This window comes from Peribacillus sp. FSL H8-0477, assembly GCF_038002765.1.
Taxonomy (GTDB): Bacteria; Bacillota; Bacilli; order Bacillales; family DSM-1321; genus Peribacillus.
On the sequence record NZ_JBBODE010000001.1, the window covers coordinates 530,612 to 545,940 of the forward strand.

General features: G+C 39.3%; 17 protein-coding genes. 1 reads left to right on the plus strand and 16 read right to left on the minus strand.

Annotated features, from left to right (window positions below; genetic code table 11):
* Positions 1 to 54: 54 nt before the first annotated feature.
* The 8 genes from MHI18_RS02800 to MHI18_RS02835 form a co-directional block, all read right to left on the minus strand.
* Positions 55 to 1,674, minus strand: a complete 1,620-nt coding sequence (locus MHI18_RS02800) for an ABC transporter substrate-binding protein (protein ID WP_340845896.1) — start codon at positions 1,672 to 1,674, stop codon at positions 55 to 57.
* 24 nt (positions 1,675 to 1,698) lie between these two features.
* Positions 1,699 to 2,619: an oligopeptide ABC transporter permease gene (gene opp4C / locus MHI18_RS02805; protein WP_445669980.1), complete on the minus strand. Its 921-nt coding sequence runs from the start codon at positions 2,617 to 2,619 to the stop codon at positions 1,699 to 1,701.
* A gap of 24 nt (positions 2,620 to 2,643) precedes the next feature.
* A complete protein-coding gene (locus MHI18_RS02810; RefSeq protein WP_340845898.1) occupies positions 2,644 to 3,594 on the minus strand; it encodes an ABC transporter permease in 951 nt (316 codons plus the stop codon).
* 41 nt (positions 3,595 to 3,635) lie between these two features.
* Positions 3,636 to 4,649 carry an ABC transporter ATP-binding protein gene (locus tag MHI18_RS02815; protein ID WP_340845899.1) on the minus strand — a complete coding sequence of 338 codons (1,014 nt, stop codon included), beginning with the start codon at positions 4,647 to 4,649 and terminating at the stop codon, positions 3,636 to 3,638.
* Positions 4,646 to 5,659 carry an ABC transporter ATP-binding protein gene (locus tag MHI18_RS02820; protein ID WP_340845900.1) on the minus strand — a complete coding sequence of 338 codons (1,014 nt, stop codon included), beginning with the start codon at positions 5,657 to 5,659 and terminating at the stop codon, positions 4,646 to 4,648. Before MHI18_RS02820 ends, MHI18_RS02815 begins: the two co-directional genes overlap by 4 nt.
* A 26-nt stretch (positions 5,660 to 5,685) precedes the next feature.
* Positions 5,686 to 6,894 (minus strand): amidohydrolase, encoded by a 1,209-nt coding sequence (locus MHI18_RS02825; protein ID WP_340845901.1) that lies wholly within the window; start codon positions 6,892 to 6,894, stop codon positions 5,686 to 5,688.
* 236 nt (positions 6,895 to 7,130) lie between these two features.
* Positions 7,131 to 7,676, minus strand: coding sequence for a GNAT family N-acetyltransferase (locus tag MHI18_RS02830; protein ID WP_340845902.1), 546 nt, complete (start codon positions 7,674 to 7,676; stop codon positions 7,131 to 7,133).
* Positions 7,677 to 7,705: 29 nt separating this feature from the next.
* The gene (locus tag MHI18_RS02835) at positions 7,706 to 8,584 is read right to left on the minus strand and encodes a LysR family transcriptional regulator (protein ID WP_340845903.1); all 879 of its coding nucleotides are present in this window, start codon (positions 8,582 to 8,584) and stop codon (positions 7,706 to 7,708) included.
* A 111-nt stretch (positions 8,585 to 8,695) separates the two neighbouring features.
* Between MHI18_RS02835 and MHI18_RS02840 the strand changes: the two genes are divergently transcribed.
* On the plus strand, positions 8,696 to 9,787 hold the full coding sequence (locus MHI18_RS02840; RefSeq protein ID WP_340845904.1) for a citrate synthase/methylcitrate synthase: 1,092 nt from the start codon (positions 8,696 to 8,698) through the stop codon (positions 9,785 to 9,787).
* 170 nt (positions 9,788 to 9,957) lie between these two features.
* Here MHI18_RS02840 and MHI18_RS02845 read toward each other — a convergent pair whose 3' ends face one another.
* The 8 genes from MHI18_RS02845 to MHI18_RS02880 form a co-directional block, all read right to left on the minus strand.
* Positions 9,958 to 10,488 carry a GNAT family N-acetyltransferase gene (locus MHI18_RS02845; protein ID WP_340845905.1) on the minus strand — a complete coding sequence of 177 codons (531 nt, stop codon included), beginning with the start codon at positions 10,486 to 10,488 and terminating at the stop codon, positions 9,958 to 9,960.
* A 56-nt stretch (positions 10,489 to 10,544) separates the two neighbouring features.
* On the minus strand, positions 10,545 to 10,949 hold the full coding sequence (locus tag MHI18_RS02850; protein ID WP_340845906.1) for a GNAT family N-acetyltransferase: 405 nt from the start codon (positions 10,947 to 10,949) through the stop codon (positions 10,545 to 10,547).
* A gap of 191 nt (positions 10,950 to 11,140) precedes the next feature.
* A complete protein-coding gene (locus MHI18_RS02855) occupies positions 11,141 to 11,755 on the minus strand; it encodes a DUF47 domain-containing protein (RefSeq protein ID WP_340845907.1) in 615 nt (204 codons plus the stop codon).
* Between the two features lie 411 nt (positions 11,756 to 12,166).
* Positions 12,167 to 12,943 carry a sulfite exporter TauE/SafE family protein gene (locus MHI18_RS02860; RefSeq protein ID WP_340845908.1) on the minus strand — a complete coding sequence of 259 codons (777 nt, stop codon included), beginning with the start codon at positions 12,941 to 12,943 and terminating at the stop codon, positions 12,167 to 12,169.
* A 49-nt stretch (positions 12,944 to 12,992) separates the two neighbouring features.
* Positions 12,993 to 13,220, minus strand: a complete 228-nt coding sequence (locus MHI18_RS02865) for a sulfurtransferase TusA family protein (RefSeq protein WP_340845909.1) — start codon at positions 13,218 to 13,220, stop codon at positions 12,993 to 12,995.
* Between the two features lie 31 nt (positions 13,221 to 13,251).
* The gene (locus MHI18_RS02870; RefSeq protein WP_340845910.1) at positions 13,252 to 14,379 is read right to left on the minus strand and encodes an MBL fold metallo-hydrolase; all 1,128 of its coding nucleotides are present in this window, start codon (positions 14,377 to 14,379) and stop codon (positions 13,252 to 13,254) included.
* Between the two features lie 27 nt (positions 14,380 to 14,406).
* Positions 14,407 to 14,973 (minus strand): sulfurtransferase TusA family protein, encoded by a 567-nt coding sequence (locus MHI18_RS02875; protein ID WP_340845911.1) that lies wholly within the window; start codon positions 14,971 to 14,973, stop codon positions 14,407 to 14,409.
* Between the two features lie 57 nt (positions 14,974 to 15,030).
* The gene (locus MHI18_RS02880; protein WP_340845912.1) at positions 15,031 to 15,327 is read right to left on the minus strand and encodes a rhodanese-like domain-containing protein; all 297 of its coding nucleotides are present in this window, start codon (positions 15,325 to 15,327) and stop codon (positions 15,031 to 15,033) included.
* Positions 15,328 to 15,329 lie beyond the last annotated feature (2 nt).

The window sequence follows — 15,329 nt, forward strand, 5'->3', positions numbered from 1 at the left end:
GTCGCAGTTTCTCGACAGCCTGAGTGTATCTATCATACACTTCTTCCATTATTCTTAGTTAGCTCCTTCTAAATTCCATTTAAACGTTTCATGATGGAAGCCAAACACTTTAGGCTCTCCATTGGTTACTTGCTTGGAAACGGCAGAAAAATCAAAATCAGAGAACAGCGTGATAATCGGCATATCTTCTTCCCATATCTCTTGGACTTCATCATATAATTCTTTTCGCTTCTCAGGATCCGCCTCGGATTTCCCTTTATTCAACAGTTCATCACTTTTAGGATTATCGTAACTCATAAAATTATAAGCTCCTGTTTTCGTATATAAGGAAGATACATCAGGATCCAGGGTAAATGTGAAGCCCATAAGCAAGGCATCAAATTCTCCCGCCTTTCCCTTTGCCATCAAAGTCGGGAAATCAAAGGTGGACATTTTAACTTTTACACCTGCATCTTTTAGGTTCTGTGTAATGATATCAGCAGCTTGTTCACGTACTTTATTTCCTGTTGGTACAATGAAATTAAGTTCCTTTTCGAAATCCCACCCTGCTTCCTCAAGCGCTTTTTTCGCTGCTGACGGATCATAAGCAATCGTTTTGATATCCTTATTCAAGTATGGATTGATGGTTGTATACGGTCCATCAATCACCTCGCCGTACCCTTTAAGCAATTTATCAACGATTTGTTGTCGATCGACAGCTTGAGCAAACGCCTTTCTGATTTTCGGATCTTTGATGGTCTCGGTATTAAACATCATCGATTGGAAACCAAACGTATTTTCCGTCTTTGTTTTCACAGTTTCAATTTTTTCAACCGTTTCATAATCGGTCGGTACGATTTTCCCAATGCCTCCTGCCACATTCATGTGCAATTCACCCGTTTGAAGCTGAGCGACTAGATTAGCAGCAGGCATTACTTTAATGAATAACTTACTAAGTTCAACATTCCCTAAATAATAATTCGGATTTTGTTTAAATTCGACATATTGATCTTTCTTATATTGAACAAATTGGTATGCACCGTTTGTAACTGTTGGATTTTGCATAAATGGATCCTGAGACAACTTTGCCGGATCAATTTTCTCAAGGGCATGCTTCGGAAGAATCATAAATTTTGTTCCAAGCTGTTCTTTAATCATATTTGGGTCAACAGGCGTTTTTGTTTTAAATTCAATTTTCTTTTCATCAATAATTTTCACAGATGGAATTTCTTTTGCTCCCCCCTCAAGCTTTCCATTTGTATCTAACCCTTCAAACATGGAAATATATCCACCCACTACCGTTTCAACAACAGGATTAGCCACTAGGTTAAAAGTGAAGGCAACGTCATCGGCTGTGACCGGTTTACCATCAGACCATTTCGCCTCTTTATTCAACGTAATCGTATAGGTTTGATTGTCAGTCGTCTCAAATGATTCCGCAAGCTTTGGAGCGAATTCCTGTGGACCAGTCATCTCCAAAAAGGAATCAAACATGAATTTTTCTGTGAATTGTGAAGCCACATCCGATGAGTTGATTGGATTAAATAAAATTGGCGGATTTACCATTCCAAGAAACATTGTTTTACCCTTTTCACCTGATGTTGACGCCTTTTCACCGCTGTCCTTACTACATCCGGTCAAAAAGATCATGGTTGCAAGGAACAGCATACCTGTGATTTTCGTTAGTTTCCTCATTTGATTTCCCCCAATTTCTCTAGTTTATTTTATACTTCTCGGATCCATTGCATCTCTAAGGCCGTCACCCATAAAATTAATTGCAAGAACTGCCAGTAAAATTAACATGCCGGGCGGTACCCATAACCATGGCTGATTCGCTAGAACAGAGAGTGATTGAGCCTCTGTTAAAATATTTCCCCAACTGGCTGTTGGTGGTTGGACGCCAAGACCTAAAAAGCTTAGGGAAGCTTCTAATATAATTGCCGAGGCAATACCGAACGTTGCGTTTACAAGAATCGGTGCCAGACAGTTCGGCAGGATATGCCGAAAGATAATTTTAGGGGTTGAATAGCCTAATGCCACACCTGCCATGACATAATCCATTTCTTTTATTGAAAGAACGCTTCCTCTAACAATTCGAGCCACAGCCGGCCAGCCAAGTAAACCAATTACTAAAATGATGTTGGTTAATGACGGACCCATAATGCTGACGAGGACAAGTATGACCATTAAATAAGGAAATGACATGAATACATCAGTGACTCTCATAATCAGCATGTCTATCCATTTTCCAAAGTATCCGGCCAAGGCACCCAGTATCGTGCCAATGGTTACATAGATAGCCACTGCCCCTATTCCAACGGATAATGAGACTCTTGAGCCATAAATAAGTCTGCTTAAAAGATCCCGTCCGACTTGGTCTGTACCAAGAAGGTGCGCAGAAGATGGACTTGCGGCGAAGTCACCGGTTATTCGAGTCGGACTGCTAGGAGCAATCCAAGGAGCAAAAATCGCCATAAATGCAATGAGAACAAACACGATTAATCCTAAAACTGCAAGCTTATGTTTAATAAAACGTTTGGTAATCAGCGATAGATAACTTTCTTCCTTGCCGAGATCTTCAATGATGTTTAGAGGGATTTCAGGTAAGGGCTTTTTATTTCCAAGCTTTGTACTTGCCATAGACATTACGCCCTCTCCTTTCCATTAATTGTATTTAATACGAGGATCCGCCACAGAATACAACATATCCGCAATCAAATTGGAAAGCAGTACGGCAATAGCAGCCATTAAATTAATCGCCATTAAGGTCGGATAATCTCGAGAACCAATCGACTGGATCGTCAGCTGACCAAGACCAGGCCATTGAAAAATTTGTTCAGTGACAACCGCGCCGCCGATTAACATTGGTATATCTACACCTATGACTGTAATAATCGGAATCAACGCATTTTTGAGAGCATGCTTATTTACCACAAAAAACTCTTTTAGTCCCTTTGATCTTGCCGTTCTCAAATAATCCTGTCCCAGTATTTCAAGCATACTTGAGCGGACATAGCGCACCATATTTCCTGCAATACCCGTTGCCAGTACAATTGCCGGCAAAATCAAATGGGCGATTGTATCCATCAATCCACCCTCATTGCCGAGTGTATTCATTCCTCCAGTCGGGAATATTTGAAAAGTAATCGCAAATATATAGATAAGCCCCAACCCTAGGAAAAAGTTAGGTATCGAGATACCTATAAAGGAAAATGATGTAGTAAAATAATCCATCCAAGAATATTGCTTCGTTGCACTGAGAATGCCAATTGGAATGGCGATGATATAGGCAAGTACTAGTGCTGTCCCCATCAACAATAAAGTCGGTCCAATCCGATCCACGATCATCGTTAAAACCGGTTCATAGGTGCTGAAGGAATAGCCAAAGTCTCCTTTTGCCAAATTCACGAGCCAGTGTACATACTGAATATGAATTGGATCATTTAACCCCAATGCTTCTTTCTTAGTTTGGATGTCAGCTTCTGTCGCATAAGGATTAACTTGCATATCGACTGGATTTCCAGGTGCTAGGTTTACAATAAGAAAACTGAAGATTGTAACACCGAATAAGACTGGAATGGCAATTAGGATTCTACGTACCATATATTGAAACATCATTGTCCTCCCTTTTTGATCGATGACATTCTTTATCCATTCTAGGCAAGTGGGAAATGACAGGCTACGGAACGCTTTTCTTCCGTTAGTACGGGAGATATTTGTTCACAAATTTCTTGGGCGTATGGGCATCGAGTATGAAAACTGCAGCCACTTGGCGGATTAGCCGGGCTTGGGACATCCCCTTTCACGACGATTCGTTTCCGTCCCCGCAGATGCGGATTAGGAATTGGATAGGCATTTAATAAGATTTGTGTATACGGGTGTCTTGGACTCTTAAAGATTTCTTCTGTTGTTCCTAGTTCAACGATTCTCCCAAGGTACATGACCGCAATACGATCACTAATGTACTTAACGGCTCCAAGTCCATGGCCGATGAAGATATACGTTAATTGAAATTCTTTTTGAAGATCCTTAAGTAAGTTTAAGATTTGCGCTTGTATGGATACATCAAGCGCCGAGACAGGTTCATCACAGACAATTAGTTTGGGATTCAATATGATCGCGCGGGCTATACCGATTCTTTGGCGCTGACCACCAGAAAATTCATGGGGATATCGTGATTTATGTGTTGGTGTCAGACCGACAATTTTCAATATATCATCTACTTTTTCTACGGCTTCTTTACGACTGATGTTTCGATGGGTCAAAAGCGGTTCAGCTAATAGATCTCCGATACGCATTCTCGGATTTAACGACGAAAATGGATCTTGAAAAATGATTTGCATTTGCGTTCTTGTTTTTCTTAGCGCTGCATTTGATAAGTTTGATAGATTTTCTCCTTCAAAATACACTGTTCCTTCAGTCTGTTTATCAAGCTGAACGATGGCACGGCCAGTCGTTGATTTACCACACCCTGATTCACCAACGAGTGCCAATGTTTCACCAGGATAAACCGAAAAGTCTAGACCATCAACAGCCTTTACTGATCCTACTGTTTTAGAAATAATTCCTTTTTTTATCGGAAAATGCTTCTTCAATCCTTCTACTCGAAGAATAGGCTGCGGTTCCTGAAAAGAATTATGATTATTCACCAGTATAGATGTCTCATTCATAAAACCGCCTCCTCTCGGTTTTCACTTTTTTGTTCTTCTTCATAAAGCCAGCAGCGGACCTGATGACCCATTTTTTCATCTAGTCCCTGTAGTTTTGGTTTTTCTTTTAAGCACTGATCCATTACATACGGACAACGAGTATGAAAACGACATCCACTCGGCATGTTTTGCAGGGTAGGTACAGTTCCTGGTATCGAGGCAAGCCTTTCTTCTGATTCTGTTTCAAGGTGAGGTATGGATTGCATTAGGCCCAGCGTATAGGGATGTTTAGGTTCGTCAAATAGTGTAAAGACGTCCGCTTCCTCTACTACCTCTCCGGCATACATCACCAGAACTGTATCCGCCATTTCAGCAATTACTCCTAAATCATGAGAAATAATCATGATTGCTGTATTTGATTCATCACGCAGCGTTTTCATCAGTTCAAGAATTTGTGCCTGTATGGTAACATCCAAAGCCGTGGTTGGTTCATCTGCAATTAGCAGCTTTGGCTTACAGGAGAGTGCCATAGCAATCATAACTCTTTGCCTCATTCCACCTGAAAGTTTGTGAGGGTATTCATTAATGACATCTTCTGCTCTTGGAATCCCGACCTTTTGCAGCATTTTTACGGCATATTGCTTCGCTTCTTTTTTTGAAAGCTTCATGTGAAGCTGAATCATTTCAATCATTTGATTTCCAATTGTAAAAACAGGATTTAGTGATGTCATTGGCTCTTGAAAGATCATCGCGGCTTCATTGCCTCGTACATCCCTCAATTCCGCTTCGGTCAAACTCGTCAGGTCTTTTCCATTCAACGAAATTGTTCCTTTTTTGATATAGCCAGTTTGACCGAGCAGCCTCATGATGGAAAGAGAGGTAACGCTTTTTCCGCAGCCGGATTCTCCGACGATGCCAATGGTTTGTCCAGCATTCAGCTGAAATGAAACATCTTCAACTGATACGACCTCGCCTTTTCCCGTTCTAAAGGCGGTTTGTAAATGTTCTACCTTCAGCAGACTTTGCGTCAAAAAGACCCCTCCTTTAAATTCCTTTTTTAACTAATTGGCTCTGCCGCTTTTTGCTCGGCTGTTTCTACTGCATAATGATGGATGAGCGTTAAGAATGCTTTTCCAGCATCAAGCATCGCCGTCTCATCAAAATCAAACAGCGGATGATGATGAGGCATATCTGCACCAACTTCTTCATTTCGTGCTCCAGTAAAGAAGAACGTTCCTGGCTTCTGCTCCAAGTAATAAGCGAAATCCTCTCCGCCCATTAATGGGGTCATCTCGGAGAGTCGATCCGAAAACCCTGCTTGCTCCATTGCTTGAACAAAGAGCTTGGTTTCCTTTGGATGGTTGTTAACCGATGGATAACCGCGCTTATACTCGAGCGTATAAGTTGCTCCAGCATCATCACAAATTGCATGAACAGCTTTCCTTATTTCTCGTTCAATCTGATCTCTTACGTCTGCATCATACGTCCTTACGGATCCTGAAATCTCTGCGGTATCTGCAATTACATTTGGGGCTAGTCCTGCATGGAAAGAACCTACTGACAGAACGCTTGGTTTTTGAGGGTCTACTTTCCTGCTGATGATGTATTGCCAATGGTGGATGATTTGTGTGGTAACCGTGATTGCATCAATGGTTTCATGAGGTGTTGAACTATGTCCGCCCTTGCCTTGCACAGTTAAATTGAATTGGTCTGAAGCTGCCATTATTAACCCTTCTTTATAAAGATAAGTCCCTGTTGGTGCACTTGTTGTGAGATGGGTGCCAAATACAACATCGACTTCCTCTAGACATCCATCCTCAATCATCGAAACAGCACCACCTGGAGCTTGTTCCTCTGCATGTTGATGCAGTAAAACAACATTACCAGCAAGATTACTCCGGTTTTGATTAAGGACATGAGCTACACCAAGAAGAGTCGCCGTATGACCATCATGGCCGCAGGCGTGCATAACGCCTGGCACTTGTGACTTATAAGGAACATTCTTTAAATCATCAATCGGGAGAGCATCGAAATCGGCACGTAAAGCAATCGTCTTGCCAGGCCTTCCACCTCTGATTACACCAACTACTCCCCTGCCGCCTACACCTTTTCTCACCTCAATTCCAAGATTCTCAAGGACTTCGGCGATCATAGCAGGTGTTTTCACTTCCTGAAAGGAAAGCTCAGGATTTTGATGTAAGTGACGTCTCCATTTAACAAGCTGGGGATAAAGAATCTCTAATTCGTTATGCCATGTTTGGAGCATTCTGGCCACTCTCCCTACTATAAAATTATTTTATGATAAATTTGAGACAGGTTACTTTTAACTAAAATGAACTCTCTTTATCTATCATTGTGAATGATTATACTAAATACATTTGTTGAAAACAAGATAAATTATTGATTATTCAGAATATTAAGAACAGTAAGAAACCGTTTACATCCCCGGTTTATATGGTCTTAATGACAAAAAAAGAAAGGTGTCCTCGGGACTTCCCTTTCTTATTTCGTACAGTCTTTCGATTTTAATAAACGATAAGTTATCAAGTTTTCATAATGGTCGTACAGCCATTGACCATCTCTCTTTATCCCTTCTTCAAAAAAACCTAATTTTATCGGAATGGTCCTGCTTCTATGATTCGTTTCTGCACATTGAATTTCGATCCGATGCAAATCTAACTCATCAAATAAATAGGTGATCAACGCCCTGACACATTTCGTAATGATTCCCTTTCCTTGCGCTTCTTCCGATAAAAAATACCCAATACTCGTTGCTTTATTTTGCCAATCTATATGATGCAAACCAATCATACCGACTAATCGTTCCTTGTATCGTATTCCGGCATCAAACCCGTCATTATTCGCATACTTGGAAATCCATAGTGGAATAATGGTATCGAAATTCTCCGCCGTCTGCCTTTTATCCACCCATAGCAGCCACTTACGCAGATGCTCTCTATTCGTATCAACTAACCGAAATAATTCCTCCTTATGCTGCTGTTGGATCAGTTCGATTTTCAGCTCATCATCTACTCGAAACGAAAACATGTTATGCACCTGCTTTCTCAAAAGTTCTGTCAAATTCGGTAATTCGCGATAAATGCCAAAAATTCTTGTTGTTTGGTATGTTTATATTTCATAACTGCATAGGTATTCGCTGCTGGTCGTTTGATGAATTGGCTAGGAACCTCGAGCAGTCTGCCTTCAAGCAATTCTCTCCTTACTGTTGATATTGGTAAATAGGAGACGCCTAATCCTTCAGCAATAAAACGTTTAGTAATATGGACTTGTGAAACCGCCATCATTCTTACTGAAGGATAATGACTTTTAATGGTTCTGCACAAACTGTCCCAGTATACAGGGTGATTATGTGTAAATAGATAATTCGATAGTAAAACCGCTTCTTCATCTAAGGGAGGTGCAAACTCTGAGTCCAATCCATCATGGGAAGTAATTAAAATGACTTCATCTTGATAGAGAAGTTCGCTGATGACGTCTCGTTGTGTTCCTTTTATACATGACAAACCGATATCTACATCTTCCTTCAACACGGCTTCTTCAATTTCTTTTGATTCAATAATTTTCAATGAAAATTCTACTTGTGGATGCTTTTTTAGATATGTTTTAAGCATATAGGGAAGGATGGTGTCCGCTATCAACGGGGAAATGGCTAGTGATAATGTAGTGGTATACCCCTGTCGGAAAGACTCTAAATCCTCTAAACCAGATTGATAGACTTCAAACAGCTTTTTCGCATGAACAAGATACCGTCTTCCGTCTTCCGTCAGTTTCATCGTTCTACCTTCACGCAAAAATAACTGCACACCTAGTTCATTTTCTAATTGTTTGATATGGACGGTTACAGACGGTTGAGAGATATATAGAAGCTCCGCAGTCTGTCTAAAATTCCCACATTGAGCAGCCGTAATAAAAGTGGTTAACCAAGAAAATTCCATAACCGCCTCCTTAGTCTTTTATTTTTTTAATTGAATTGATTAAAAACAATTACTATTCCTAATTATCTTTATTTTATAAAATATAAATATAAAAGGAAAGGGGATATGTATATGCTGCAACCAGGATTAAAAGGGGTCGTTGCTGTTGAAACATTAATCAGTGAAATCGATGGGGAAAAGGGAAAGTTGTATTACCGAGGATATGATATTTTGGACATTACGAAATCTCATTCATTTGAAGAGACTGCCTATCTGTTATGGTATGGTGAATTCCCCACCATTGAACAACTTGGTGAATTAAAGGCAGCCCTTGTCCTGCATCGTATTCTTCCTGCCCATATCGAAAAGCTAATTTGCCAGCTCCCTAAAGATATGGACTTGATGAGTGTCATTAGAACAGCTGTATCGGCAGAAGGAAACTCTAGCTATGGATGGAAACCGTCCGTCTCACAAGCAATTAAATTAACCGCTATGATTCCAACCATTATTGCTTTTCGGAAAAGATTTCTAGAAGGAAAAACACTCATTCATCCTTTGAACAACGGAAGTCATTTAGAAAACTATCTTTATATGTTAAATGGTAATAATCCTGTCGAAGCACATATTGAGGCATTAGAAACCTATATGATTCTGACCATGGAACATGGGATGAACGCCTCAACGTTTTCAGCTAGGGTTACTGCTTCAACAGAATCAGAATTAGTATCAGCCATTACTTCAGCGATTGGAACCATGAAAGGTCCTCTTCATGGAGGCGCCCCCTCTGAAGTCATTGATTTGTTAAATGAAATATCTACTGCAGGCGATGTTGAAACAGTCATTCGTGCCAAATTATCTAAAGGTGAAAAATTGATGGGATTTGGTCATCGGGTGTATAAAACACATGATCCACGCTCCGTTTCATTAAAGTCGAAACTGATGGAGCTTAACGGAGAGGACCCTTGGTTTGATCTCTCTATCAAGGTTGAAGAAGCTGCTGTCCGTCTTTTACAGGAATTCAAACCAGGCCGGGCACTCTATACGAATGTAGAATTTTATGCAGCAGCCATCATGAAAGCAATTCAGATGGAGCCTGCCTTATTTACCCCTACTTTTACCGCCAGCCGAATCGTTGGCTGGAGCGCACATGTAATTGAGCAAGCTGAGAACAATGTCCTTTTTAGACCTCAATCGAACTACATTGGTTTGATTAAAACTGATTAGTATCATAACGAAACCTATATTACGACTACGTCCTTGCCCTTCTCCGATGATGCCTTGCCATAATCCCGTCTAGCATGCGCATAATCCCGTCTGAAGAGAACGTATTCCCGTCTAGAGACAGCATAATCCCGTCTGGAATCACAAAATACCCCAACGGGTATCATTCTTTGTCATTTCTTATATTCAATTAACCAGCAATCTCGATACTTTCCTTCATGATATTCATGGCTAGGCAGGGTTTTAATTTTTTTAAAGCCGCATTTCTCATAGCAGTGTATGGCTCGTTTATTCCATGCTTGGGGATCCATTACTACTGCCTCTGCCTGTTTTTCTTTTAGTAAATATTCGACCATAGCCGTAACCAGAATTTGACCTATTCCTTTATTCCAGTATGTTGGCTCACCGATGAATTGATCCATCCCATAGACCTTTTCATCCATGTATCCGTATTCATCTTTCGTTTCATTATCTACTTGGTAGTATTGGATATACCCGATTGGCTTCCCTTCAAATTCTACGATACATCCTTCGTCCTTATTTTCAGCATCATAAAACGCTTTATCGACCTTTTCCATATCAAATGGGTTATCTCTTCCTTCGTAAAATTCCAAAACTTCTGGATTGGACAGCCATTTAACCAATACATACCTATCTTTATCTTCTAATTTCCGAACACATACCCTATCTTTTTCAAATAACATACTTCCCTCCGATTCAAAAACGCTCAGAAAAAATCCCCAAGCGTTTTAAGCGTCTATTAACTTCCAGATTGTCTATTATAATTCCTTATAACCATCCCATTCGTTTTCGTCATTCCTAGAGAATGATAATAAGGAATCAAGTCATCATCACAACATAAATCAATCATATAGATGTCATCAAGCTCATTTAATATCCGTTTTACTAATTCCTTGCCAATTCCTTTCATTTTGTATGCTGGTAACACTTCAAGGAACGGTATATACGCAGATAGAATACCATCACTAATTGCCGTAATAAATCCAACAACTTGTTTTGTATCGTTATCAATTGCCAGGATTACTTTACTGCTGTTCTTTAATAGCTTTAAGTGCGTTTCTTGATTTGGCGGGTGCGGCCAATCCACAAAAAAGCCCGTTAGCATTTCCGAAGAAATTCCCTCGAGTGAGTCTTTATATATCATCAACAATCAGCTCCTAATTTTCTTTTCCTTAGTTAGAAGATGATTGATTAAAAGTAAAGTAACAAAAGAATACCTCCAAGTCTGTTTTATACATTACCTATTCTACTTTCATCCGATAAATCCTTTTTAAAAAAATAAAAACTGTCCCCGAAAATCATTTTCCAATGATTTTCGGGGACAGCATAGTTCGCTTATGCGTTTTTCATAACCACACCTACAAGGATGTTGGCGACTCGTTGACAATCATCCGCTACATCTTCTAGGCTTTCATACATTTCTTTGTATTGAATGATACGGAACGGATCCTTTTCAGTTGAAAATAATTGTTTAATCGATTGGCGCTGAATTTCATCACAATGAGATTCTAAATCTTTAATTTTAATCGCAATCACTGGGATTAATTGAAGATTCTTCGTTGTAAGCAATTTACACGCTTTGGCAATTTCATACGTACATTCTTTAATAGCTTCAATAAAGTCGAGGATATACTGATCCGTATTACTAATCGAATACATGTCGATTAAGGATGCACAATTTTCTAAACCATCCAATATATCGTCCATACTATTGGTTAATTGAAGAATATCTTCTCGTTCAATGGGTGTGATAAAAGCCTGAGTCAGATCCTTACTCACCTCATGGACCATACTGTCCCCTTTAAGTTCGTACTCCTTCATCTTATCGGCAAATGCTGTATAATCACTGGTAACGTTGAATTCAGCAAAATAATCAGCACTTTCCTTTAAGTTTTGAGACATATTAATTAGGGCAGCTGTAAACTTGTTTTGTTTTGCTTTAAATAACAATTAGATGACCTCCTATAAAAAATCGTTCTATATGTTGCTAATGCCGTATACTCAGAAAGGCAAGAAATGTACAAATCTCAATAACCTCTGTGAAAAGAAAAAGTGTATGTGTTAGGCATGCGCGTTTATTAGCCTTATGTAAGATGAGGGGGTTCATATTAGTGGAATGAACACAATGGACTCAAATAAATTTTGTTTGGACTACTTTTACTATTATACTCCTATTAATTCAAATCTGTTATTATTCTTTCTTCCCGACTTCAAAAATCGTGCAGACTCAGACTAACCATAAAAATAAGAACAATCCTTATGAATCCTTGCCACTCTCTAATTTTCCTTATCATTACCTATTTATTCGAAAAAAAACCTTCATCTTACCAAAGGCAAGTTGAAAGTTTTTTTAGTGTGCTATTACACTATTCCCGCCCAAATTTTCACCGCTGTGGCTAAAATAAGAACCGCTAATATAATTTGAAGAATTTTTGTATTCATTTTTTTCCCTGCCATCGCTCCAAGCGGTGCAGCTATTATGCTCGCGATTATCATGATTAAGGCTGGATAATAGTCCACTTGCCCTGTAGATACTTTCCCCACAGTTGCTCCAATTGATGAAATGAAAGTAATTGCTAGCGAAGATGCAATCGTCACCCTGGTTGGGATTTTTAACACGACCAGCATAATTGGCACTAATAAAAAGCCCCCTGCAGCTCCAACAACTCCAGAACCTAGGCCAACAATTAAGGCTAAAATCGCAGCAAGCCACTTATTAAAGGTTACCTGGTCTAAAGGAATATCGTCGATTCCCTTCTTAGGAATAAACATCATAACGGCTGCTATGATGGCTAGGATGCCATAAACAAGATTTATTCCGTTCTCTGACATAGACTGCGAACCAAAGCTCCCAATTACACTTCCGATTAAAACACTGATCCCCATATAGATAATGAGGGTTTTATTTAAGTATCCGCCTTTACGATAGGCCCAGACACCTGAAATGGAAGCAAATAAAACTTGAACAGCACTTATTCCAGAGACTTCGTGTGCACTGAAGGCCGCTAACCCAAAGATTGGCGGTATATACAAAAGCATCGGATATTTGATAATGGATCCGCCAATACCGAGCATTCCTGAAATATATGAGCCTATGAATCCAATTAAAAAGATCGTAATGATAAAACCGATATCCATTTTAATCCTCCTTTAAAAGAAGGGAACCCTACTTGGTTCCCTCTTACAATCAGCCTTTTTTAATCCAAAATTTAAATACATCATTTTCTTCTGTAGATTCCAACAGCTCATGTCCGCCAGATCTAGACCAAGCGGCTAAATCAGCTTTTGCACCTTTATCTGTAGCATGGATTTCTAACACTTGACCTGATTCTAGTTCATTGATAGCTTTCTTTGTTTTTACAATGGGCATCGGACAAGCTAATCCTTTTGCGTCTAATACTTTATCTGAATTCATCTTTTATTCCCCGATTCGTAATAGTTTTTTATTAACGTACTGCACAACGATTGGGTCCAATCTCCATTTCACGTTGTTTTTCACTATCTGGCGTGATTTTTCCCATGTTTGTTTCCCGAATTTCTTGGTAGGCATTTGGTTGTGGAGGTAAGTTTCCAGTAACCATTGCTCTAAACTCTTTCTCATCTTTCATATTTAAGCCATGATTTTCTGCAAATAACGTTCCTAACTTCTTAGCAACACTACCGTTTCCATTCAGTTCTTCAATGATCATAAAGTGTGAAGGTAAGACAATTAGCTCGTCCGACAATTGTCTATAGCGATGATAGAGCGTTTCTCTAAGATCACCCACCCAATCCTCTGCTAATCCAGCTAGATCTGGTCTGCCAATTGAATCGATGAATAAGATATCTCCAGAAAGTAAGTACTTTTCATCGACAACAAATGATGTAGAACCAATTGTATGGCCAGGTGAGTAAAGAGCATGAATGTCTATTGCTGTACTCCCAATCGTTATAACATTTCCACCTTCTAATGCCTGATATGCAAATGTAACTTCAGCTGCATCTTTAGGAGGTAACCAATACGTAGCATTGGTTCGTTCTGCAATTTGTCTTCCACCCGAAATGTGATCTGCATGTAAGTGTGTATCTAATACATGTGTGATTTTCACTTCTTTACTCGCTGCAAATTCAAGATAGACGTCCGTCATTCTAGTTGAATCGATGACCGCCGCTTCACCGTTAGAAATAACCATATAAGATAGACACCCTTTGCCAAGACGAACGAACTGATAAATTTCAGCTCCATCATGCAAATCGCCGATTTTAACTGGTTCTAAATGTTCACTCCAAGCTTTCATGCCGCCTTTTAAATAAGACACCGAACGTCCAGCTTCAGATAACATATCAGCTACCATAATCGATGAGCCTTCTTTTGCACAGACAACAAGTACATCTTTATCAGCTGGCATTCTTTCCATCACTTCTTCAACGCCATCTAACAAATCAAAGTAAGGAGTATTAAAGATTTCAATGCCCTCTCCTTCAATTTTCCAATCGTTAAAATCACTTTCATTTCGTACATCCAAAATAAATAAATCTTCTTTATTAATGACCTTTTGTGCAATTTCTTTAGCTGTCATTACATTTACAGTCATGAACTATTCCTCCAGTATTCGTTATAGTTAGCTAATTGACTTTTCAGTAGGTCCATTCCATTGACTCATTCCCGGAACAACATTAATGACTTGCTTGAAGCCTGCCGATGTAAGTTTTTGTGCAGCTAAATCACTTCGGCTGCCTGTCCGGCAAATGACATGAATTTCTGTATTTTTATCCAATTCACTTAATCGTTCTTCTAGTTCCCCTAAAGGCAACGATACAGCGTTTGGAATATGACTAAAGACAAACTCTGCTGATTCACGTACGTCAACTACTACTGGCTTTTGGTTTTCCATTTTAGACAGCAGATCATCATTAGAAATCACATTTTCATGTTTCTTTTCTATTTGTTCATCACTACTTGATTTTCTTATATAATGTTTTAGAACCGTTCCTTCTTCAACTGTACCTAAATATTGATGTCCGGTACTTTCTGACCAAGCTTTCATGTCTGCAGTTGATCCTTTATCTGTTGCTTGAATTTCTAACACATGTCCAGCGTCCATAGCGTTCATCGCTTTTTTCGTTTTTACAATCGGCATCGGACACGCTAACCCTTTTGCGTCTAATATTGAATTTGTTTTAATCATTACCGTTTCCTCCTCTAAAATAAAATACGGGTGGGGGTATAATAATTTTTAAAAAAATTATACAGTTTTCCCCTTATAATGAAGCATTCCACCAGTCATATTCCTAACGTTGTATCCATTATTCTCAAGAATAGCAGCCGCCATTGAACTTCGATTGCCTGAACGACAGATTATGATATATTCTTTGGATTTATCTAATTCATCCAGTTTATCTTCTATTAATCCTAAAGGGATATTCGTTGCGTTGGGAATCATCCCTTCGGCCGCTTCCTCTTCTTCGCGAACATCAATCATATGAATTGGCGTATTACTCTTTACTAAAGCCTCTACTTCTGAAGTTGTGATCACTTTCATAA